The following is a 22,328-nucleotide window of genomic DNA, read 5'->3' as shown; positions in this document are numbered from 1 at the left end:
CAGGCGCGAATGCGGCTGAATGCGGCCGCTTTCAAGGCGGCTTTCACGGCTGGCTGGCGGCCAAGCTACTAGCGCACGAACACGCCTTGCCGCCCCCGCCAGCCTCATAGCGCCTGGCGCTAATCGCCCAGCCCCACGGCCACGAGCGACTTCCTGATGCGCTCGGCAAACTGCGGGTACTCGGCGATAAAGCTCACCACGTCAAAGTGCCGGTCCTCCTGCGGGGGGTTTTCCAGCACGCACGTCACTGCCGTAGCAGCACGCTCGGCCACGCTCTGGATGCGGTAGCTGCCGTCCTTGGCCCTGACCGGCACCGGGTTGACATGGACCGTCACGAAGATGTCCTGCATTCGATCTAGCGCAAGGGTGGGGCCGACCTTGCCGCCGATGCCGCCCACATGGGCCAGCGGCCGGTAGAAGCTGGAAAAGTAGGCCTTGATCGTGCGATCCTCGTCGTGGCCCAGCATGCTGGTAATGGCATCGGTGATCTCCAGGCGCTGCGCCTTGCCCATCTGGTCAATGTCCCCGCCCAGCGAGGGCGGCACCAAGCCCCGGATCAGGGCCATGTTCTCGGCGAACTCCGCCCGCAGGCCGTGCGGCGAGATGCCGCTGTCGACCTGGGTGACGCCCAGCTTTTTCATGCAGTGGTAGAAGCGGTTCTCCGACTGCTTGAAGCTCAAGTCCGGCCAGCCCAGCGTCTGGCCTCGCTTGGTCACGCGCCTGGCCTGGTCCAGGCACCAGCGCTGAAACAGCCCATAAGGGTGTCCCGCGCCGATGAAGGGAATCGAGCGGGCGCGGCCGTTCTTGGCCACGCTGCCATCGATGCGCAGCTCGCAGAGCGCGTCGGCCCGCCAGGGTTGAATCCGAAGCATCTCCTTTTTGCGCAGGCCGAACGCCACGCCCATCAGCAGCATGGCCCAGACACGCTCGTCTTCGAGCCTCGCCCGGCCGATGATCTCGACCAGGTCCACCCCATTGCCCGTCCAGCTCTTGCTGCGTTCGGTATAGGTCCTGACCTTCAGGCTCGATGCCTCGACCTCGGGCAGGTACACCGCCAGCCCGCCGGGCTTGACGATCTCGGGCTTGCCCAGCCAGCCGGCAAAGATGCGCAGGCGCGACAGCTGGTTCTGCATCGTCTTGTTTGCCAGCGGCTTGCCGCTCCGGCTGCCCGTGGCATGCCAGTCGCGCACCAGGGCATGGATGTGCTTTTCCTTCAGCGAAGATATATCGCTCAGGTAAAAGCCCAGGCCATGCAATCTGTGGCAAGACTCGCGCATCACCTGCCGGGAAATCTCGATGGTCCTGATGGAGGCGACCTTGCCGTTGACACGCACTGCGCCGTGCCGCTCGACGATGGCGTCGGCGCTCTTGATCAGGCTGCCTATGGCGCCGCTTTGTACGACTGTCATCACTGTGTCCTTTGTTTGCATTGTTTGAGAACCCGCGCGGTCACGCGCCAAAGCGATCGGGCGCAGTCATCCGCAAACAACACGCAACCCACTCGCTTTGAGGCGCAACCTCAACCGACCTACCTCAACCGATCCACCTCAAGCTGCCTGCTTCCCCATGCAAGCGCCTTCACCTCAAGAAATACCGGGACACGTTGACATAAAGAAAATGGTTTTTGACCAGTTCGGCGCGTGTCCTCGCCTTGCCAGTCCCCGCGCCTTGCGGCTAACAGGTGGGATGCCGGTGGAGTTCCTTCATCCGTTGGGCACTCAAGCGTCCCGCACTTTCGCTGTTCCTCACCGAAGAGGCTGGGTCCGCGAACGACCCGTGTTGATTTGTGTTCCAGGCCCATAGCCCGGTCGCCGTTCCTTCACCACACCTGCCCTGCGTCAGCAGTTCTTGGCGTGATCTACCCGCCGAGGTAGTCAGGTGGCTGGTTCAAGGCTCAACAAATATGTTGAATTCATTGACGTTATTCCTTGCCGCTGCCATGCCGCCTTGTTCTCCAGCCGCCGCCCGGGCAAGTTGCCAAGTGGGCAGGTGGTGGCAAAGCAGTCCATGCGCGACAGGCGCTCAAGGTTGAATTCATCGGCAAAAGCGCTCGCCTCGTTTTCAGCAGCCCTTTGCAACGCATGACCCTGTGGCCATTGCCAGCAGTCAAGAGCGATCAAAAGCAGTGAACGTGAAGCGGCGCGGATGGCCAGTCTTGTAGCGCTAGGGGCAGCCGGAACTCGCTAGCTGTGCTTGGGTTGGCATGGATAGGCTCCAGAGCCAGTCTTATGGGCAGCATGGCCATGGGAACAGGCAGGCCGGCAAAGCAAGCGCCCGCTAGCCCGTCATTGCCCGAAGAAAGGCAGTGGCTTTCATCATCCTCATTGAGTAGCCAGGCCAGGTCCAGCAGGGTCCTGAAGCCGCGATTTCACCGCCATTTCGGCAATGAATCGAGCGTCAGTAAGCCGTTCTGCACCCGTTCTGTTACTGATGAGGTGCGCCAAGCGCTTGCCGTCATTGAAGAAAAACGAAAAATTACCTCACTCTGTACGGTTCAGTAACTCACGCTCTGTCAAAAAAGCTGGGGCTTGGCGCCCTGTAAGGATTCAAAAAAAGCCTGGACCGCGCGGGGCCAGGCACTTTGAATTCCGGTTTTTTTCGTTCTGCATGAAGCAGCAATTGAAAAAGGCTCGCCCGTGAAGGCGAATGGGTAGAACTGTACTGGATTTTGGCGCGTTTGAGAAATGTGAAAGCGGCGATTTTTTGGGTGTTTTTCGGAGGAGAAATCGCAATTTTGGCGCTGAGAATTCCGTCTGCCGCCAAATCACCAACAAGCGCCCACAAACAGCACCGTTATGTCCCTGAATCCCCTGACAACGCCTCCAATTCCGGCAGCACTGGCTTCAAATGCCAGCGATTCGCCCACGAATTGCCCGATAGCGCCTCTAATCCCGGCAATACCGGCGCCAGACGAGGGCAGTTTGTCTGCGAGTAGCAAGGATATGTCCCTGATTGGCGGCGCGGCTGCAGAAGCCGGTTTGGCAGCGCCAGCGCCAAAGCCGGCCGGCAAAACGGCCGCAAGCTTGAAAATCCAGCTGCTTATCAAGGCCAGCGACATCGGGCTTGAAGCGCTGTACCTGGAGCTCGCCGCAGCGGGCAGCACCAGCCATCGAACACGCCACGTCAAGCGCGTGCTCCACCAAATTGTCTGTGGCCAACATGCGCCAGGCGCAAGCGACTTAGGAAACAACGCAAGCCTGGCGGCCTGCTCTGGCCGCATGCCCAGCTTCAAAATTGAGTTCCGCATTTCAGAGCGCGATGTTGGGCTGGAAAAGCTTTTCCTTGAAATTTGCAGGATCGAGGGTGCTTCCCAGCGCAGCCACTACGTCAAGCGGCGCCTCTTCAATGCTTACTGCCTTTCGGCGCAACCCAGCGGCGATGCCGCGCCCTGCCGCGCCCTGCCCGTACCGGCCGCGCGGGAGCCAGCACTGCAAACGGCGCCTGACGCAAACCCTGCCGTGCCAATCGCTTCCTTGCCAGACCCTTCCAGCATGAGCGAGCCGCACCCTGCAGCCAAGCAGACCCTCGCCCAAAGAATGCGCAAAACCGTAACCGAGTCTGAGAAGTAGTAAGCCATCCGCGCCACGCAAAACCATCGCCCTCCCCATTACCTCACCTTCACCCTCAAAAATAACCATGAAACCCAGCATACTCGCCATCGATATCGGCTTTGGCAACACCAAAGCCACCTGGTCCCACCGCACGCTTGCCGGCAAAGCCGAGGCCTGGTCGGAAATCATTTTCAAATCCGTCTGCCCGCTGGCCCTGGACGATGACATCGCACCTGGCCAAGCCACGAGCAATCTAGACCGGGTGGCAGTCAGCGTTGCCGGGCAGGCGTACTACGTCGGACCGAAGGCCGACCGCGAAGGCGGTTTGCGCGCCCTGCATCCGGACTACATCAACACGCCCACGCACGAGGCACTGCTGCTGGGAGCATGGCACTACATGTTCAAGGAGACCGGCATCGTCAGCCCGAGCGTGGACATGCTCGTGCTGGGCCTGCCCGTGTCGGGGTTTTCGGCCAACAAGAAGGTGCTCAAGGAGATCGGTTCGCGCGTGCGCCGCGTGCCCGTTCCCATGCCTATGCGCAGCCGCCTTGGAAAGGCTTATGTGGACGTCTCGGCCAAGCAAGTGGTGGTGCTCCCCCAGCCGCTAGGCGGGCTGCGCCTGGCGGCCCAGAGCGCGCTGGAGCTGGCCGACGACGGCGTGATCTCGATGGTGATCGACCCGGGTTACCTCACGTTCGACTGGTTACTCTCCGATGGGATGGCGCCGCACTACGAGCTGTGCGGCTCGTTCCAGGGGGGCGTGTCCCAGCTCATCAATGCCGTGGCCAAGCGGCTGAGCCAGGACCACGGGATCGAGTCGGCCGACTTCGCGATGATCGAGTCGGCGCTGGCCAAGGGCGAGCTGCTGCTGGACCTCAAGCGGATCGACATGACGCCGTACCGCAAGCTGGCCGGCCAGCAAGCCCAGGACATGGTGGCGCAGTGGCTGATGCGCTTCAATCCTTACAAGGCGGGCGTCTCGCGCATTTTCGTCTGCGGGGGCGGCGCCGGCTTCTACATCGATGCGCTCAAGGCGCGGCTGCCCCACATCCGCATGGACGTCATGCCCGAAGGCGTCATGAGCAACTGCCGGGGCTACTTTCTCACAGGACAGGACATGTTCGCAGATTAAGCACGGGCGCCATGAAGCGACCTAATTAGGTCGCTTGCTGAAAACCAGCGCGGGCAGCGCAGGTTTTGCCATTGCGCCATGAATGCCGCATGGTAATTTGAACGCTCCCCTTCCACCCGAATCACCCGCAAGGAAACCCGACCATGACCAACGATCCGAACAACGGCCGCGCCAGACCCTCCAAGATCGATCAAATCATCGACGAGGCGTATGAAGAACCCCGCAGGAACGGCGTCACCGCGCAGGAAATCTTTGTCTGCGGGCTTGGCACTGCCCTCCTGGGCCTGGCGCTGCTCAACATCGGCGCCCTCCCCGGCTCTCTTCACGCCATGGGCAGCGTGATGGTCTTCGTCGGCGTGGTGGCGATGGTGCTGATCCGCCGAAAGCTCTGACACCATGGACAAAGACCAACTCGCCCTTCGGTTCATGGAATTTTTTGTCTTCGTGCTCAAGATCGAGCGGGCCAGAAGCCATCTCGTTGCATTTTTGGTCAATCGCGGCATGGACGAAGGCGAAGTCGAGCCGTTCCTTGAGGCGCGCGGCGCCGCCATCCGATTGACGGTGCTCAAGGTCGCTGTCGCCATGGTTGTCGGCGGATTCTTGCTGAGCAAACTGCTGACCGCGTCAAGCACCGGGCGCGTTGGCGCATGGGTCATGTACGCCGGCATGGTGCTCGGCGCTCTGCAGTTCAAGCGCGCCAGCGACAGCTCCCCGGCCACCCTTCGGGACATGCTCAAAAAATAGCCACGCCATTCCCTTCCCTTCCCCTGCGCCGCAAGGCGACGCTTTATCCGCTTGCCTCCGATTTCACTGTCCCTCGCCTTTATTAACCCAACCCTGAAAGCAATTCGCCATGAACCGCCATGTACTTTTTCCAAGCACCACCTTTGACCAGCCCCTGACGCTGGTGTCCGAACACACCCAACTCGTTGCCGGCACGCTCAAAACCAGCTTGACCGCGCTGATCGACGGCAGGCTGACCGACGTGCATATCGAATGCACCGACGACACGCCCATCAAGATTTCCGCGCTGGCCACGCTGGTCAACTGCACGATTGATTGCAACGATCTGCTGATCGAAGGGGCCTTTTCCGGCGAGATCAAAGCCAGGGGCCATGTCGAACTCGGCGACAGTGCGCAGTTCCAGGGCAACGTCACCGTGGGCGGCCAGCTTTTGGTGAGCCACCTGGCCGACGCGGTGGACATGCGGATCTTGCGCGCTTCGGCCAAGGCGAGCGCCGCGCCCGAGTCGCCCAATGTGGGCGCCGGCAAGTTCGAATCCAAGCCGGAGGGCTACGCCGCGCGGACCGCTTCGGCCGCCAAAGCCGAAAGCCTCTAAGCCATGCAAGCCGGTGATCAGCCCTCTTCGGGCGCCGACCGCCAGAGCGATCCGCGCGCCATGGCCAGGGAGCGGGCGATGGCCGAATCGCAAGCCATTGCAAAGCGCCAGAGCCAGGAGCGGCTCAAGCGCGAACTCCAAACCATCGCGGTCATTCGCAAGGAGCGCATCGCCAACTCCAAGGCCGGCCTGCGCCGGCGCCTGATGGCCGTGGCCGCAGCCACGGGCCTGGTGTGCGTGGCCGTGGGTTACGCCGTTGGCACCAAAAGCCCGGCGCCCGTTCAGCGTCACATCATCGAACGCATCGAGCCGGCGCCAGCTTCCGAGCCGCCCGCAGGCGCTGCCGTGGCCGCCCATCTGGCGCAGCCCTCGCCACCCACCGCCCCGGCGCCAAGCCAGGAGGCGGCGCCCGTTCAAGCGGCCCAGCCAGCAGCGCTGGCCGTGCCCCTGCCATTGCCGGCGCGCATGCTGGCGCCAGCGCCGCCAGCGCCGCCAGCCCAGCGCGCACCGCCGCCACGCCTATCGAACGCGCCCTTGCCAGAACGCACGGCCGACAAGCCGGCGGCCAAGCCGCCCGAGGAGGGCGAGTTCGTGCTTTCGAGCAGCCGCGCCAAGGCCGCGCCCGAAGCCCGGGCCACTGATCCGGCGCAGGCGCTGCCAGCCGCGCTTGACTTCAAGGTGGTCAATGTCATCGAGGGCACCGTGATCGTTCGCCAGGGCCGCTCGGTCCGGCAGATCAAGGTCGGCGAAAAGATGCCCGATGGCCAGACGCTCAAGAGCGTGAGCGTGGACAAGGGCCAGTTCGAAACGTCGCCTTGAACGGCCTTCTCGCAAGGCCTTGGCCTTGGGCCAGCTTGGGGCACCAGTGCCCAAGCTGGCCAGGCCGACCATCGGCGCTAATCCTGATGGCGCACCCAGTCGGCAAACGCCTCATCCTCGATACGGTAAGCGCCCCGGTCCATCCGGGTAATAACGCTCTTGTCGACCAAGCGCCGAAGGGAGTTTTGAACTGCACCAGCGGGCACGGGCTTTTCAATCCCCAGGCGTGCGCCCACCGTAGTGCGCACTTCGAGCCCCTGCAGATCAGACGTGTCGCGGGCAATGAGAGCCAGCAGTATTTGGTCAGCTGGCAGGAGGTCCTTCCACTGCTTTTCGAATTCGCCGTCGTTGAAAGCCTTCGCCCTGGTGAAGTCCAGTGCGCCCTGGGTTCCTTCGAAGGGATGGGTGAGGTATCGCTCCACGTAGTCGCGGAAAAACAAGGGGGTTTGCTTGAGCGCGTCAAATGCCTGCAGCGCATCAGGCAAGGGCAAGGGAAACCGGGAAATCTGCGCCACCTTGTCCACCATGAACGCCACGAACTCCACACCCAGAAGCGGGAACGGCTCCAGTGCCGCCCAGTTGTAGAACGGCTCCGACGCCCGGCCAAACATCCGGCGCAAAGTGGTCTCCGAACTGCCCGCAAACAGCACCTTCAGCCGATCCTTGCGGATGTCCAGTGCGGCGCGCAGCGCATGAGCAAAGACGGAATTCTCCGCGGCAGCGAGCACCTGCGCTTCGTCAATGATGAGCACGAGAGATTTTTTGTATTTGTCGAACTCGGCCATCGCCTGCATCAGCAGCGTGCCCGCGACCTGGTGCCTGTTGCCAAGCTCGGCTTCAACACCCGCCTCGGCCATCCCCGCGAATTTGCCGGATGCCTTGATTTTTGAAATCGGCGTGTTCAACCGCTCCCATACCTTGGCAAAACTCTTGGGCTCAATGGCCTGATGCAAGGCTAAAACCAGCGCCGTGGCGGGATCGCTTTTAAGCTCCCAAAGGTTCACGTAAGCGCAGCTGTACCCGCCGGCCCGCGCCGCCGGCATGAAGTCCTCCACCAGGAATTCCGTCTTGCCCATGCGCCGCCTTGCGAACAGGCCTCGGGCGCTTGAAAGCCCAAGATTGAGCGATGCTAGGTAAGCTTGGGCAAGGGCCGGTCGAGGGAAGTGCCATTGGGAGGAAGCAGGTGCAATCATTCTATTTAAGTAATGTTTTTACTGATTGGTATGATAACTACTTAAACCTAATGATGCAACAGCCGTTCGCTGTCACGCGTTGCAAAGGCGTCCTGCGCGCACCAGCGCAACCCCCGCCCACAACGAAAAAAGCCACCCGTCAAAGGTGGCTTGGATTTCTTGCGATGCAGCGGTGCATGCCTGCATCCTATGGCCGATACCCGCAGGTCCGTAATCGACTCCATTATCAAGATAATGTCTTGATTTACGGACTTGACTCGTCTCTAGAAGGTTGCTATATTGTCCGCAATCACGGACGCAACGCCTGTTAAGGTCGTTGTTTGCAGACATGAAGAGAAACGAAATGCCCCTTATGCCCCTTGCCCGGGTTGAAGAGGCTTGCGCCATGGGTGAAAAGCTGGCACGCCTTCGCATGGCCCGGCGCCTGCGCCAAGCAGATGCCGCTGCCCGTGCGGGGATTGCGCGCTCCACGGCTGCGCTCATCGAAAAGGGCGACTTGAGCCGCACGCAAGCGCAAATCCTGCGCTATCTCGAAGCCATTGCGCCAGGGGTGAGCCTGCTGTCCCTGCTGCAGGAGGACGACCCCTCTTTGCAGGCCCTGGCAGCCAGGGAAGCGACCCGCCGCGTTCGCCCGCTTGGCGTGGCTGAACTCAAGAAGCTCGATTTCTGATGGCCAGGCAAGTCCGCGAACTCTACGTCTTTGCCAGCATCGCCAAGAAGGCTGGTCCTCGGTTTGTTCCCGCAGGACTCCTGACGTTGACCGAAGACCTCGGAGCCGGCGCGCGCAGCCGCGAGCTGGCTTCACGGTTTTCTTACGGAACGCGCTACCTCCAGCGGCTTGAAGCCATCGAGATTGACCCGGTGAGCCTGTCCATCCCGGACCGCAAGGCGGCCATTGGCCAGGAGTTCTTTCCGGCCAATGGCCTGGAAGAGTTCGGCGGCATTCGCGATGCAGCGCCCGATGCCTGGGGGCGGCGAGTCATCGAGGCGCGTCGCAGAGTTCCCGCCAACAGCTTGGCCGAGGCCGATTACCTACTCCAGGCCGGTGGCGACCGTGTCGGAGCGCTCGATATTCGAGCCGACAGCACAAGCCCCGACTCCCCATCGGCAAGCGACATGCGCTCACTGGGGTACGTTCTGCAGGCCGCAGACAGGGTGGATCAAGGCTTGCCGGTGCCTGCCAGCCTGGAGGACTATCTGGGCGCCGGACCTTCTGCCGGCGGCGCGCGGCCCAAGGCATCGGTGCGGGACGATGACGGCGCTTTGTGGTTGGCCAAGTTCCCTGCCAGGGGCGACACGCTCGATGTAGCACGAGCCGAATCTTGCACCCTGGAGCTGGCCAGGCGGTGCGGCTTGACCGTGCCTGAAGTGAAATACCAGGACATCGGGGGGCGGCCCGTGATGCTCATTCGCCGGTTCGACCGTTACTGGGCCGCCGCTGGCCAGGCGCCTGCGGCAGGCACGGCGCTGCATGACACCCGCCCTGATGGTGGGCTCATGGAAGGCAGGCTTGCGTTTGTCAGCGGCCTCACGCTGGTCGGCTGCAGCGAGTTCGAGTCTCGCACCAAAGGCTATCACGACCTGGCGCACGCCATTCGCCAGTTCGCGCACCCGCAATCGATCCGCAAAGACTGCGAAGAGCTTTTCACCCGGATGGTGTTCAACATCTTCGTGAGCAACGACGACGACCACTTAAGAAACCACGGGTTCGTGCATTCCCCGCATCTGGCCGGCTGGGTGCTCAGTCCGCTTTACGATGTCGTTCCGCGCCCGAGTCTCGCCTATGAGCGCATGCTGCATTTGCAAGTCGGCACCGAGGGAAAGCTCGCCAGCCTGGACAACGCAATGACCCACTTTGCCGCCTTCACTCCCGAACGGTCCCGGGCGCTCGCCCTCATCCGGCAGGTCTGGGGCGAGGTGCGACAGTGGAGGACGTGTTTTGAGGAATTCGCGGCGAACGGCAAGCTCATCGACCAGATCGGTTCCGCGTTTCGGGATCTGGAGGACATTGCAAGCCCAGCGCTGGTTGCGCAGATTCGCAAGCCGGACTGAAACCCGTGCGGGCGGGTCGCGCGTTGCAAAGGCGTCCTGTGCGCACCAGCAGCGCAAACCCCGCCGACAACGAAAAAAGCCACCGAAAAGGTGGCTTTGGTTTCTTGCTTTGCAGCGGTGCGTGTCTGCATCCAACAGCCGCTACCAGCCGGCCAATCCAGAAACTATGAAGACTCAACCCGAACCGCCCGTGTCAACCGGGTAGCAAGTTCCTTGATAGCTGACATAACCTGCCGGGCAGACTATCGTTTCATAGCACGCCGTGCTTTGCGGAGCAACCTCGCAAGGAACATATTCATAAGAACTGTAGCTGGATCCAAGAGACTTCGTGGCACCGGTCAGAAAGTTGAGTTGCGTTGTGTCATACCGTGTTCGTGCGTAATAGCCACTATATTCACGATTTGATGAGCTGGCCTGATTCTCATAATTATTGAATACGGGTGAGCTGGTAAAGCCCGCTACCCCATCGTAGTAGCAATTAGCTGAAGTCGAATCTTCGACGCCACCACTGGAACCCAGGTTATAGACAAACGTACCATCGTAATAAGGACCCGTAGCAATGCGAAGGTAGCTGGTATTCCTGTTGTCGTTCGAGGAGGTTTGGCTCAAAACACATGTTTTCGCCCGGATGAACCCTGAGCTGCCAGGTCCAGTAGAAAAGCTGATGATTCTGTTGCCGAGACCGCCGCCAGTGGAGCCAGGAGGAAGTGCTGTACTTGGGATTACAACATTTCCAGTCAACGTCAAATATCCACTTGAGTCATCAACCCGACGCGGACGTGTTTGCGAGGTGTAGAGGTTGTCTGCGACAGCAGGCAGTGCCGCGAGTCCCGCCGACGCCAGCAAAGCCACGGCAATGCATTTGTTGAATTTCTTATTCATGTTGCTCCTTTTAGGAGTATCCATTGTCAATCGTTCCGCTCCATTTGAGGCGGTCGAAAGAGCACCTCAAAACAGCAGCTTTCATGTTGGAGATAAGCCAGGGAAACTCTTGGCCGCTAAAGTTTCCTGGCTATGTCTTTTTCTGGATTTTTCAAATTTGCGCTGAAGCATGGCACTGGTATTCTCAATGCATGGAAACAATAATCGAAAGGAAAAAATCCATGAAAGCTAAAAATTTCAATTTGGTCGGTTTTGCGTTGGCACTGTCGGCGCTTACCGCTTGCGGTGGCGGCGAAGGCTCAGGCGCAACCACTGCAGCGTCCGCACCGAGCGCTCAGCCTGCCCCGGTAGTGACGCCGGTTTCAACCGCCTCAACATTGGTGACGGCCGTTAGCCCTTCAACCTATGCAGTCGGCAGCGAGGAAGCGGCAGCCTTCGACAAGCTCAATGCAGAGCGCAACGCATGCGGTTTTGGCCTGCTTGCGCAAAATGCAAATCTCGATGTTGCGGCAAAGGGCCATGCCAACTGGAATGTGTTGAATGGATATTTTGGGCACTTTCAGATTGCAGGCACCCCTGGTTTCACTGGTGTAACACCACAAGAAAGATTCGCAAAAGCTGGATATACAGTTGGACAGGGATCGACGGTTGGCGATGAAAGTACATCCGTGATCTATTCGGGCAACAAAGTTGGTTTCGGTAAGGTTGGCATGGTAAGGCTGCTTAATGCGCCTTATCACTTAGCCGGGCTGATGTCAGGCTTCAGAGAAGTTGGATTTTCGGTTTTAAGTTCCGATGATATTGCTGGAAGTGCATTGCGACAGGTGACCTTACAAGCAAACTTGGCCTACAAAGACGTGGACCAACCGCAATTAATCGACGGTAGTTCAGTTGCCACATATCCATGCGAAGGCTCGACCGGCATCAACCGTCAGTTGGCGGACGAAACACCTAATCCTGTGCCGGGGCGTGATCTGTCTCGACTTCCTTTGGGAAGTTCTGTCTACATCGCAGTGCGGGACGGCAACAAGCTCACCATCACGAATGCGAGCCTCACCAACCTGGCCACCGGCGTGCCAGTTACCGTGCGGCCAGTCCTCAATAGCGATAGCGATCCCAACAAGGTGAACGGCCAAAGCTACTTTGCAGGCCATCAAGCCTTCATCACGGCTGATGCGCCCATGGCCGCGAACACGCGCTACCAAGTCGTGATCAACGGAACGAACAATGGCGCCGCGTTCAACCGCACCTTCATCTTCACTACAGGCACTGGCGGCTGAATAGCCAATCCCCTCAAACTGAAGACCCGCCCTGGTGCGGGTCTTTTTTTGCATCAACGATGCTCATCCTTCATCGATTGCCTGCTTCCTAATGAATTTTCACTGGACTTGCGGCATTCTCAAACATAAATGGCGTCCTAATTAGGCCGCCATGATGTGTTGGCGCAAGCCCTAGTTGTAGGCGCAATAGGTCTGCACAGTAGCAGATGCATCGGTGACAACATTGCGGTTGCCGTCAAGCATGTAGACAAGCCAGCTCGATCCGTTGTCCTGCAGATAGCGATTTACTTTTTGTGGCCTCTGTGTCTCATTGTTGGGGATGATGTAGGCCCGGGGCGGTGAGGAAGTGGAAGCGCAAAGCGGCTTGCTGACCGCAGGATATGCGGGCTGATCAGTCGCAAGGGGATTGATGCCCACATTGCTCACCACCGTCGATTCCGAAAAGACAAGACTGCCGAATCTGTCGGCCAAACTGGCGTACCGGCCGCCCTGACAGATCAGAGCAATGCCAGCTGCGTCAGCGGCCATGGCGCCTTCGGTTGGACATGCGGCGTTGAAGGCGCCGAGTTTGGTAATCCCTGTCCATACACCTCCTATGCAGGTAGCAACCCCACCGTTTCCGTCCGATGCGAGCGCCGTATTTCCCGGCATGGTGGCAGGACCCTGCACTGAAATTGTGGCGGGAGTCCCGCAAGCTTGACCTAAAGTAACAGCACTGGTGAGTGCGATAAATTGCGTAGCAACTGATTTTCGGGCCTGTACTTGACCATCACTTTGAACGGATAAAAGTGCGTTAATACCATCTTGTGTAACCGTGAAAAATGTACCGCCGAACATTACGCCATTTGGGTTATCGCCAAACATGCTGTTCACCGCAGTGTAGAAACCATTCTGCCCTCTTACCTTTCCAGAACTGTCTATCGTATAAGCGCTGCCTGTGTTACCTACTCTGACAGTACCTAGCGGCCCCGTGAACGTGCCAGCCTTGGCGTTCAAAACTCCATTGCAATTCACGTCAATCTGGCCGGCCACATAAAACTTCACACACACCGTTCCTGCGCCTGGGTCTTTGACGCTAACGTCATTGAGAAACGTAGCCGGGCCAGCCACTGTTTGGCTTCCGTTAATGGCTGAGTTTCCTGTTGTGATCGCATCCCCGTTGACCCGCAGCGTGTTGACGCCGTCCTTGGACATGCCCGATAAAGTCAAGCCGCCCCTCAAGTCAGCATCGCGCGTATCTTGTATGCGAACGAAGTTGGCATAGAAGCTTTGGTCAATATAGGTGTAAATGGCCAACACGCCTGGCACTGCACCCATTGGATTAGGAAAGACCATGCCACTGTTGCCTGAAAGGATTGAGCCGTCGCCCTCGGGCTTGGTGATCAAACCACCGCCAGCGACCCCTGGAGAAGCCAGGTAGGTTCCGAGCAGGTCGAAGCGAGGATCTGTAGTGCCAGAATAAACCAGTGCAGTCGTGGTGTAGGCCAAGCCGACAACAGCGCATGTAGCACCCGGACAGTTTGGCGTTGTGATCCTTGTGAGAATTGACTGTCGCTGCGGGGTAATAGCGGTCAAACTGTTGCCCGTGATGTACTTGTCGCGCACCAGCTCTGCAATGGTCGGCGCGTAGGCATCAGCGACAGCAGGAGTCACGACTGCCTGGGCAGTGCCGGCTACAAGCGAGTCGTGGTTCGTGAGGTTATAGCGTTCCAAGCCGGTTTTCACCATCGCCATATAAACCCCAGTACCTTCCATGCCGGCATCCTCGATTTTGGCAACTAGGGCAGGCGCGGAGGCGATGGCGATGATGGTCGCAATAGCAGAGGTAATTAGTAGTTCGACAAGTGTGAAACCGCGCTGCTTACTTTTTATCATCATGATGCGCGTGAAACCCCGGGGTTCAGCCCGGGGAGGTAGAGCGCCGGATGCAACGCATCCGTTACGCTTTGGGCCGTTACCTGTTCGCGTCCTGTGTTAAATCGGCCCGGTGGAAGAAATAGCCATACCCGTCGTTCCGCTGAACGATGCGGCAGTGCTTGTGACTGATGCCCTGAACCACGCCAGCCGGCGTGGTGATGTTGAAGCTGCCCGTCTTGCGGATCGCCACGCGCCCCACATGCGTGCCAACCTTCTTGCCCTGGGGCACGACGGCCTTGACCCGGTCCCCGGTCTGGAAACCGTGGACCGACTTGGCACGCATCAGGTAGCCTCTTGGAAAGCCGTAGGCGTCCAGCCGAGTGCGCTGGTAGCTGCCCCGGCCCATGGCCTTGATGGTCAAGGTGTAGAACGCAGGCTGCTGCCAGCCAGTGATGGCCTCCACCTGGCCCACGCAGGCCGCATCCAGCGCGTGCGTCTTGGGCACGTCCAACGTGCATCGGTTGAATTTGGTCCGGCCACCCGAGGCCAGCTCCAGCGGGAAGCCAGTGGTCTTCAGTGCGTTGGCCAGCGCCCAGCGCGTGACGTTGACCGCTGCGGCATCGCGCAGCGGCCGCTGGGCTTGCGCGAGGATGCGCGCCAGGCGCTTGGGGTCTTTCTTGAGGAAATCTTGAAGCGTGCGCGCGGCTTTTTTCTGGTTGCAGGGCTGGCAGGCCAGGCATAGGTTGGAGATCCGGTGGCTGCCGCCCCGCGCCCGGGGCTCGATGTGCTCGATCTGCAGCGGCGTGTTTTGCGCATCGCAGTAGGCGCAGGTGCGCTTCCACTTCTCCAGCAGGTACTCGCGCACTTCGTAGCCCGCCAGCGTGCCTTGGCTGTACTCGGCGCCTTCGATCTCGGTGTTTTGCAATTGCTGCATGTCAAAGCGCACCAGTTCCGAGCTGAGCGCCGTCACCGGTGCCCAGCGCTGGATGCGTGCTACCCAGGCCGCCGTCGTATCGACCCGGTGCTGCAACGAAGGCGCGAGCCAACCTTTTTGCTTGTTGCCCCGGTTCAAAAAACGCGGGGCGCGGTAGCGCAGCTGGTTGCGGCGCCGGCGGCGCATCTGGCGACGCGCAGTGAGCGCTTCTGATATCTGCCTGCCGCGGTGCTCCAGCTCAAGCAGGCTCACCACGGCCGCGCCGCGCGTGACCTCACCCATGGCGGGCTCAATGGTTTCAATATCCCGCACCAGTGCCAGGCCCGTGGCCCGGCTGCCCGGATCGAGCTTGAGGCGAAGCGGCTGGAGCAGGCAGTCGGCCTGGCTTCGGTCGATCAGTCGAATCGTGAACGGCATGACCCGGTGAACCCTGGCGCGCTTGCTCTGCAGAAGCAGCCGGGCGCGCTTTTCGCTGCAGGGCATCACCGGCTGCCCGCTCCGATCCAATACAAAAACCGCCATCTCGCCTTCTTTCGAAATAAGGTGCCTGTCTAATTCCAGGCTGCGAGCCCTTACGGGCCTTGTAACGCCGCTTGTCAAACGCTTTTAAGGGCGTTTGACGCACGGTCTCCCCTCGGGACTGTCAACAACCGGCTCCAGCGCTTGCGCGCCGCGATCAAGACCTTCGGACCTTTACCCTTGTCCAGCATGATCAAGACCTTACAGAGCAGCGAGCTGAGGAAGCACTCACTGGTGTGTCTGAAGGACCTGTTATTAACGCCGTGGATTGGCTACCACTACCCTGGTCAACCTAGCTTTTTGGATTTCTCCGCAAGCTCCACCCTTCAGGGTGGGGTGATTGACTTTTGCACCTTGTGAGGTAGAAACAAAAAAGGGGAAATCGCTGCAATCAGCGATTTCCCCTATGCGAAGCAAAGCTGATTACTGAACAGTGAAAACAAACACGTTGGTATCTGTGTTGGTATCAATACAGGCATTGGTGGCCGCTGCGCCATCGAATTTGCCGCCGATAGGCTTGACAGTAGTGCCATTGATGTCGATCTGGGCGGCAGACTTTTGCATCGTTGCGGCAATATCGGGGCAAGCGCCACGGTTCACGCCATTCATCGTGATGGAAAATGCATCGCCAGTAGCCACGATCTTTGCGGGTGCGACAGCAACAACACCAGCGCCCGAAGCTGTGAGGCCATGCTTGATGGTTGCAGCACCAGCCACACCGGCCACGGTGAAGACCGAACCATCACGCATGGTGTTTGCGAACACTGCGGTGGTGACACCGCTGTACGGGGTCGTGCCGTTGCCTTCGGCGTTGATTTTCATACGCGTCAAGCCGCGCTGCATTTCGTTGTTCGCAGGCCCGACTTTGCCGCTCACGATATAGGCCTGAATTTGCGGAAGTGCAGCGATGGTCAAAATCGCAATAATGGCTGCCACCACCAGCAACTCGACCAGGGTGAAACCAGTTTGTTGCTTCAGAGCAGGGCGAGCATGGGAAACGCGAGGAGAAATTTTCATGAAATACCTTTTAAAAAACAGTTGAGGAACGGGACAGGATGCAGACGCTATGTTCCCGAAATATTTCGCTTAACCTCAGTCGAAAAAAGCACTTCTTTAGCGATGATTCAAAATAGTTAAAAAAAAGGCGGCCTAATTAGGCCGCCTCCTGCGAGCATCGAGCTTTTAATTGCCGGTTTGGAAGTTGGCCGCAGTAATCCATAGTGAAGCGCAAAACATGACACAAAAACCCAGCAGCAGCCCAGGATTCAGGGCATAGGGAAGGAAGGGCAGAAAAATGCCGAGGCCGACCACCAGAATCATCGAGTGAGAAGCGGTCCAAAAAACCACGGGGTTGTGGAACTGAAAGTTATAAGACTTTCGCGCACGAACGGCCAGACCATCGATCAGGAATGGGATTCCCAAAGACATTAGCACTGACAATACGATGGTCCACAAGCCCGTGAGCCGCCAGATGCCACGGTAAACCATCAGCCACAGCGCGTTGTTGTAGTCGCTTGAAAATTTGTTTGCCATCGAGCCCAGGGGATTCTCGCCAGCGCTCAATGCGGGAGCAAAAAACTCTTTGAAGGCCGGCGCAATATGCGTTTTGACGAAAAGGCTGTTGAACAAGGCATCGCACGATGCGGTAATAGCGCCCGTATCCTTGGCAAGAACATTTTTGAAGAAAGTTACTTCTGCATCGGAAATCACGAAGTCCCCAGAAGGAAGCAACGCAGGCAAGCCCAGGACGCCAACAAGCGGCAGCGCAAACGACCAGAAAATCAGGTGGTTTGCAAATTGATTTTTTATCTCGATCATCAGTTTGCGCGTGAAACCCCGGCCTTCAGGCCGGGGAGGTAGAGCGCGGGATGCAAAGCATCCCCCTGCTTTGGTGACGTACCTGTCGCGTCCGTTTTTGCCACCAGTGAATAACCGTATCCATCGCCGCGCTGCACTACGGTGCAATAGCGGTGGGATACACCTTGGACCAAACCATGACGGGTTTGAATGTTGAAGCTGCCCGATGCCCTGACAGCAACCCGTCCGGTGTAGATACCGGTCTTCTTGCCTTGGGTGACTTCGGCTTTCACCATGTCGCCAGTCTGAAAGCCTTGGATGCTTTTTGAACGGGTCAGATAACCGCGCGCACAGCCATATTTGTCCAGCCGGGTGCGCTGGTAACTTCCACGCCCCATGGCCTTGAGGCACAGGGTCGGCTTGCGCCAGCCGGTAATTGAGTTCACATAGCCGACACAGGCAGCATCGAGCGCATGGGTTTTAGGGATTCCCAACTGAATTCGATTGAACTTTGTTCTACCGCCGGATGCGGTTTCAACCACCAAACCCGTCGTTTTGAGGGCATTTACCAAGGCCCAACGGGTCGAATTCACCGCTGCGGCATCCTTGAGGGGCCGTTTGGCCTGCCCCAAAATACGTTTGAACAGCTCTGGCTTCCTGGCTAGATACACCTCAACGGGCAACGCTGCTTTTTTCTGGTTGCAACACTGGCAAGCCAGCGTGAGGTTGCCAATGCGGTCTGAGCCACTTTTCGACTTGGGGTGGATGTGCTCAATTTGCAGTGGCACGTTCCTGGCGCCACAGTAGGCGCAAGTCCGGCCCCATTTCTCAAGCAGGTACTCACGCACCTCGTAGCCCGCAAGCGTTCCTTGTTGGTACTGCGCACCTTCAATATCAGGATTTTCCAAAGCCTGCATGTCAAAGCGAACCAGTTCGGTACTGATGGCGGATACCGGCGCGAGGCGCTCCAGACGATTGACCCATGCCAGCGTCGTATCAACCCGGTGTTGCAGGCTTGGTGCCAGCCAGCCTGACTTTTTGTTGCCCCGGTTCAGGAACCGGGGCGCACGGTAGCGCAAGTGACTGCGCCGCATTCTGCGATGCCCACGCCGTGCCGTGAGTGCTTCGCTGATCTGTTTGCCACGGTGCATCAGTTCAAACAGGTTGATGACGGCCACACCGTTCTTCTCTGCTGTTTCCCGCACCAAAGCAATGCCGGTGGTTTTACTGCCCGGATCAAGTTTGACGCGCAGCGCCTGAAACTCGCAATCTTCGGCTTCGAGGTCAACGACACGAATCGTGAACGGCATGACCTTGTGTACTCGCGCCCGCCCGCGTTCCAGCAGCAATCTGGCCCGCTTCTCGGTACACGGCATCAGTGGCCTGGCGCTCCTGTCTAAAACAAACACTGCCATTTCAAATCCTTCTGCCCTTACGGGCCTTGTGACGTAAGCCTTTCGGCAAATCTCCCCTCGGGAATGTCAATAACCGGCTCCTGCTCTTGCGAGCAGCGACTAAAACCTTCGACCCTTTACCTTTGGTCTGCATGATCCAAGCCTTGCAGAGCAGCGAACTGAGGAAGCATTCGCTGGTGCGTCTGAACGACCTGTGACTAACGTAGCGGACTGGATACCGCTTTCCCTGTTTCAACCTGGCTCGTTGTCTTTCGACTTCAAGCTCCGGCCTTTAGGCCGGGGTGGTTGACTTGTCTATTCGCCAATGAAGGGCAAGCACCCTTTGATATAGCTTCGCCCGGCAATGAAGGCGAAATAGTGAAGCGGCGGAAGCTTTGTCAGCAGCGCCGGGGACACAAGCGCAGTGTTGGTGGTTTTAAGGCTGCGCGAAACGTTGGAGCGGAACTCAGTGAACGCTTCAGAAGAACCCGAGCCTGAGGAAAAAGCAACGTCCATGGCACGGGTGCCGACCTCCGAAAACTTGTCCGACACATACTGCGCCGTTTCCACCGATTGAACGCGAAGGGAGATCAGATTGTTCAAGTTACCAAGCATCTGCTCCGCCTTATCCTTCTTGCTCTGAAAACACACGCTCAAGTCAGCGATGGACTGCATGGCCAGGAACACCTTCATCCCTGCCCCGCCCCCCTTGTTCAGAATCTGGGTCAGCTGGTCATTGGCAACTTCAGCGGTTTCATCAACAAACAAGTAGCAGTCGGCTGGGTTGGAGGAAAAGTTATAGATGGAGCCCAACGTCGAAGCAATGTCGGCCAATAAGATCGAACCGATGGCTTGCGCGATGGTTTTGTTGGACAGGGAGTCAAGGCCCACATAGAGAACAGCTTTCTCGTCGATGACTTTGCGCATGTCATAGATCGGCCGCTTGTCCTCCAGGTTTGTCGGATCAGGCGAAAGCAGGTCACCAATTTCGTCAGAACCGAGCATCTCCAGGATAGGTTCAAGCACCTGGATCATTTTGCTGAAATGTTCCTTGGAATGGGTGATCATGGAAATCAATCCTGCGATTGCATCGTCTGGTTCGTTGTCCTTGATGAACTTGGCAATCATCAAGTCGAGCCGGCTAGGCGGCCCCTTTTGACCTGCGGGACCATCCTTAACACCGGAATTCTTGATGTCCCTGTCCCATTCAGGACCATACTTTTTCATGAAGTGAACCGTTAGCACACGTTCAGCCAGGGAATCGACGCCCATTTGAACGTAATGCTTGGTGTTCTTGATGCTGGGCCTCTCGCCAGCGGCCACCAGGCCGCGCTGCACACGGACCAGCGTTTTCCAGGCGAAGGCGGCAAAGCTCCCATCTGCATCCACTAATTGCCCAATCCGGGTAGCTGGCTCACTGATGTTGTTCCAGTTGGCCAGTGGATTGATCCGGATAGATTCGGATGGCTTGGCGGCATCAAAATAGAGAAACTTCCGCCCTTTGCGCTTGCACTCCATGCGCAGGCGATTGACCCAATCTCTGTCTTTCTTCGGGTCGATCACAATCAAAGCCGATCCCATATCGATTACTTGGGTGGTGAGCAATTCAAACAGTCGCGTCTTGCCAGCGCGAGTCGTGCCAAGAATCAACGTATGGCCGGTCAGTACACTGAGCGGAAGGGAAATGTCTTCATCCTCCACCGCGCCAATGCCGTGAATCCAGGGCAGGCCAAGAGCGGCTTCATTCATGACCTTTGTGTGCTTTGGCATCAACCGGTTGACGAAGACAGAGGCTGCTTTTTGAATCGCTGTGCGATCATGGGGTGGCGTTTCGAGAATCTTCTCGATGTGTTTCTTCAGGAAATCAGGAAGGTCAGGTATTTCGGTGATATTGCGATTCATCACCTGCTGCGCAATCTCCGCATGGCGCTGACCCCACTGGAAACCACGCCCTAGATACAAGCTCTTTTTTTGCTTTCGCATCTGGCGCGACTTGGCCAGGAGCGTGAGAATTGGAATGGTAGGCGCTAGCATGACAGCGAGCGACAAGCGAAATTTCCAAAGTGTTTCGAGCTGGCCACCTCGAAACATCAGCATGACAAGAATGACTGGGAACGCTGCCCACCAAAATGGTGGTCTGAACAAAACGAGCAGCAGTGCACCGGCTGCCCAACCGGCAACGGCATAACCCTCATGTGCTGGCCGAAACATATCTTCGTATTTACGCATGCGTGACTCCAAGGTTTTTGAATTCGTTTTGGACCACGGCGGTTAACTCTTTATTGAGTCTTACTGTCAAATTTCCCACTTTGGAATGCACAAAGCCTGAAGAATGAAGCAGCTCAAACATTTCCTTGGCCACTACTCCAAACCTGAGTTGAGCACCGGTAATGTCAACCATTTCCTGGTCAGGCAAAAACTTGAATGCCAGGCGCATTGCTTCGTCACTAATCAAGGCTCTTAACCAAAATGTTACTTTCGGAGGTATGCCAGGCACGGATTTGTTCTCCAGTTTTTGGTCGTTTTCCAGTTTCAACTTCGAATCAGTCAAAGAATTTATGTTTATTTGATTTGTACGTTGCTCTGAAGCAACATTTAATGTTACTACTTGTAATATTTTTTGATTTTCACAATTTGATGAAATTGATTTTGCTTTAGGAGTATTAACAATCGCTGATTCTGTCGTGGTTGAAGCGGGTACGGTTTGAAGCGCCTGCATCACAGAAGCCACTGTATTGACCTGTGCCTCACCAGGAACAAATACTCTGCTGATGCGAAGCTTTTCGGTAGCCTTGACTTTCTCTTGTGCAACACGAACCAATTTTGACAAGGATGATTCGCCTGATGACTGAGTAAGTCCAGGATTGACTGATTGGCACATGCTTGCCAAGACCGAGGAGTCAAAATCAGTGAATTGCCCGGCATAAAAAAAACTCGAAAGCAATATCAATCCGAGCGATGGGGTTGGTGGATTTTTTGACGCTGGCTTCCATTCAATACCGTAAGAACCAGTAGTGCCACAGGCTTCCCAGAGTGAAGACGGGCTAAAAGCGAAACTCCACGGCTTGTCATTGACGGTCAGCAACGCATAGTGATCAACGATCAGCGGCACTCCTGCCAACGTCGCACACCAGGCTGCGTATCTGTATTGAGGCTCCACCAGCATGCGCTTTTGAGCAGATGCTGACGGCTCAAATATCACCCCATCGCAAAGCCGCAGAGCGGTTAATCCGGCTAACAGGCCGAATTGAAGCGCACCACCAGCATAGGCAAAGCTGGAGTTTTCGAGAGGCAAATCTTGAACGGTGCAAGCCAGGCGCTCGGCAACCGGCAAATACTGGCTACGAAATGCTGGCTCGCCACCGACGCAGGCAGTAAGCAATTGAGCAAAGTAGTCATGCCCCATCTCAGAAAAAAGGTATTTTGGATGTTTAGCAGAAAATTTCATGGGAGTCTAGCTGTAATCTTTGACATTCGTTATATCCGGTCTATGGAACCTTAAACTACCGCTTCTCTCGAAAGTCAGTTGAAATGATTGTGTTTTCGTTCGGTATTTGAAATACGACTGGTTCATAGTTG

At 57.6% G+C, this 22,328-nt stretch carries 20 protein-coding genes; 9 read left to right on the top strand and 11 right to left on the bottom strand.

Annotated elements, in window-relative coordinates:
* Window positions 1-119: 119 nt before the first annotated feature.
* Both PNAP_RS21610 and PNAP_RS26160 read right to left on the bottom strand, forming a co-directional pair.
* Complete coding sequence (locus tag PNAP_RS21610; RefSeq protein WP_011798004.1) at window positions 120-1,409, bottom strand: site-specific integrase; 1,290 nt, start codon at window positions 1,407-1,409, stop codon at window positions 120-122.
* A 465-nt stretch (window positions 1,410-1,874) separates the two neighbouring features.
* Entirely contained in the window at window positions 1,875-2,120 is a 246-nt protein-coding gene (locus PNAP_RS26160) for a hypothetical protein (protein WP_011798003.1), read from the bottom strand.
* Window positions 2,121-2,942: 822 nt separating this feature from the next.
* Between PNAP_RS26160 and PNAP_RS21600 the strand changes: the two genes are divergently transcribed.
* From PNAP_RS21600 to PNAP_RS21575, 6 genes are all read left to right on the top strand, one after another.
* Window positions 2,943-3,569: a hypothetical protein gene (locus PNAP_RS21600; protein WP_041377569.1), complete on the top strand. Its 627-nt coding sequence runs from the start codon at window positions 2,943-2,945 to the stop codon at window positions 3,567-3,569.
* A gap of 67 nt (window positions 3,570-3,636) precedes the next feature.
* On the top strand, window positions 3,637-4,683 hold the full coding sequence (locus PNAP_RS21595; RefSeq protein ID WP_011798000.1) for a ParM/StbA family protein: 1,047 nt from the start codon (window positions 3,637-3,639) through the stop codon (window positions 4,681-4,683).
* Window positions 4,684-4,826: 143 nt separating this feature from the next.
* On the top strand, window positions 4,827-5,075 hold the full coding sequence (locus tag PNAP_RS21590; RefSeq protein ID WP_011797999.1) for a hypothetical protein: 249 nt from the start codon (window positions 4,827-4,829) through the stop codon (window positions 5,073-5,075).
* A gap of 4 nt (window positions 5,076-5,079) precedes the next feature.
* A complete protein-coding gene (locus tag PNAP_RS21585; protein WP_011797998.1) occupies window positions 5,080-5,427 on the top strand; it encodes a hypothetical protein in 348 nt (115 codons plus the stop codon).
* 109 nt (window positions 5,428-5,536) lie between these two features.
* On the top strand, window positions 5,537-6,022 hold the full coding sequence (locus tag PNAP_RS21580; protein WP_011797997.1) for a polymer-forming cytoskeletal protein: 486 nt from the start codon (window positions 5,537-5,539) through the stop codon (window positions 6,020-6,022).
* 3 nt (window positions 6,023-6,025) lie between these two features.
* On the top strand, window positions 6,026-6,841 hold the full coding sequence (locus tag PNAP_RS21575) for a hypothetical protein (RefSeq protein ID WP_011797996.1): 816 nt from the start codon (window positions 6,026-6,028) through the stop codon (window positions 6,839-6,841).
* A 77-nt stretch (window positions 6,842-6,918) separates the two neighbouring features.
* Here PNAP_RS21575 and PNAP_RS21570 read toward each other — a convergent pair whose 3' ends face one another.
* Complete coding sequence (locus tag PNAP_RS21570) at window positions 6,919-7,917, bottom strand: ATP-binding protein (protein WP_232290843.1); 999 nt, start codon at window positions 7,915-7,917, stop codon at window positions 6,919-6,921.
* A 460-nt stretch (window positions 7,918-8,377) separates the two neighbouring features.
* On the opposite strand from PNAP_RS21570, the gene PNAP_RS21565 reads away from it, so the two are divergent.
* Together PNAP_RS21565 and PNAP_RS21560 are read left to right on the top strand one after the other, a co-directional pair.
* The gene (locus tag PNAP_RS21565) at window positions 8,378-8,704 is read left to right on the top strand and encodes a helix-turn-helix domain-containing protein (protein ID WP_232290842.1); all 327 of its coding nucleotides are present in this window, start codon (window positions 8,378-8,380) and stop codon (window positions 8,702-8,704) included.
* Entirely contained in the window at window positions 8,704-10,086 is a 1,383-nt protein-coding gene (locus PNAP_RS21560) for a type II toxin-antitoxin system HipA family toxin (RefSeq protein WP_011797993.1), read from the top strand. Before PNAP_RS21565 ends, PNAP_RS21560 begins: the two co-directional genes overlap by 1 nt.
* 174 nt (window positions 10,087-10,260) lie before the next feature.
* Here the strand turns inward: PNAP_RS21560 and PNAP_RS26150 are convergent, their stop codons facing one another.
* Window positions 10,261-10,968, bottom strand: a complete 708-nt coding sequence (locus PNAP_RS26150) for a hypothetical protein (protein ID WP_157040471.1) — start codon at window positions 10,966-10,968, stop codon at window positions 10,261-10,263.
* 23 nt (window positions 10,969-10,991) lie between these two features.
* On the opposite strand from PNAP_RS26150, the gene PNAP_RS26145 reads away from it, so the two are divergent.
* Window positions 10,992-12,248: a hypothetical protein gene (locus PNAP_RS26145; RefSeq protein ID WP_157040470.1), complete on the top strand. Its 1,257-nt coding sequence runs from the start codon at window positions 10,992-10,994 to the stop codon at window positions 12,246-12,248.
* A gap of 171 nt (window positions 12,249-12,419) precedes the next feature.
* On the opposite strand, the gene PNAP_RS21550 is transcribed toward PNAP_RS26145, so the two are convergent.
* From PNAP_RS21550 to PNAP_RS26140, 7 genes are all read right to left on the bottom strand, one after another.
* Complete coding sequence (locus PNAP_RS21550) at window positions 12,420-14,126, bottom strand: prepilin-type N-terminal cleavage/methylation domain-containing protein (RefSeq protein ID WP_041377565.1); 1,707 nt, start codon at window positions 14,124-14,126, stop codon at window positions 12,420-12,422.
* Between the two features lie 76 nt (window positions 14,127-14,202).
* On the bottom strand, window positions 14,203-15,522 hold the full coding sequence (iscB, locus tag PNAP_RS21545) for an RNA-guided endonuclease IscB (RefSeq protein WP_332261707.1): 1,320 nt from the start codon (window positions 15,520-15,522) through the stop codon (window positions 14,203-14,205).
* A 459-nt stretch (window positions 15,523-15,981) separates the two neighbouring features.
* Window positions 15,982-16,575, bottom strand: a complete 594-nt coding sequence (locus PNAP_RS21540; protein ID WP_011797988.1) for a type 4 pilus major pilin — start codon at window positions 16,573-16,575, stop codon at window positions 15,982-15,984.
* Between the two features lie 165 nt (window positions 16,576-16,740).
* Window positions 16,741-17,376, bottom strand: a complete 636-nt coding sequence (locus PNAP_RS21535; RefSeq protein ID WP_011797987.1) for a DUF4400 domain-containing protein — start codon at window positions 17,374-17,376, stop codon at window positions 16,741-16,743.
* Window positions 17,376-18,770, bottom strand: a complete 1,395-nt coding sequence (iscB, locus tag PNAP_RS21530; protein WP_011797986.1) for an RNA-guided endonuclease IscB — start codon at window positions 18,768-18,770, stop codon at window positions 17,376-17,378. The genes PNAP_RS21535 and iscB (PNAP_RS21530) overlap by 1 nt, the downstream gene beginning before the upstream one ends.
* Window positions 18,771-19,064: 294 nt before the next feature.
* The gene (traD, locus tag PNAP_RS21525) at window positions 19,065-20,978 is read right to left on the bottom strand and encodes a conjugative transfer system coupling protein TraD (RefSeq protein WP_011797985.1); all 1,914 of its coding nucleotides are present in this window, start codon (window positions 20,976-20,978) and stop codon (window positions 19,065-19,067) included.
* The gene (locus tag PNAP_RS26140) at window positions 20,971-22,197 is read right to left on the bottom strand and encodes a TraI domain-containing protein (RefSeq protein WP_011797984.1); all 1,227 of its coding nucleotides are present in this window, start codon (window positions 22,195-22,197) and stop codon (window positions 20,971-20,973) included. The genes traD and PNAP_RS26140 overlap by 8 nt, the downstream gene beginning before the upstream one ends.
* Window positions 22,198-22,328: the final 131 nt, after the last annotated feature.

This window comes from Polaromonas naphthalenivorans CJ2 (assembly GCF_000015505.1).
GTDB classification, from domain to species: domain Bacteria; phylum Pseudomonadota; class Gammaproteobacteria; order Burkholderiales; family Burkholderiaceae_C; genus Polaromonas; species Polaromonas naphthalenivorans.
Note: the sequence above shows the minus strand (reverse complement) of the source record. Positions and strands in the feature narration are given on the sequence as shown.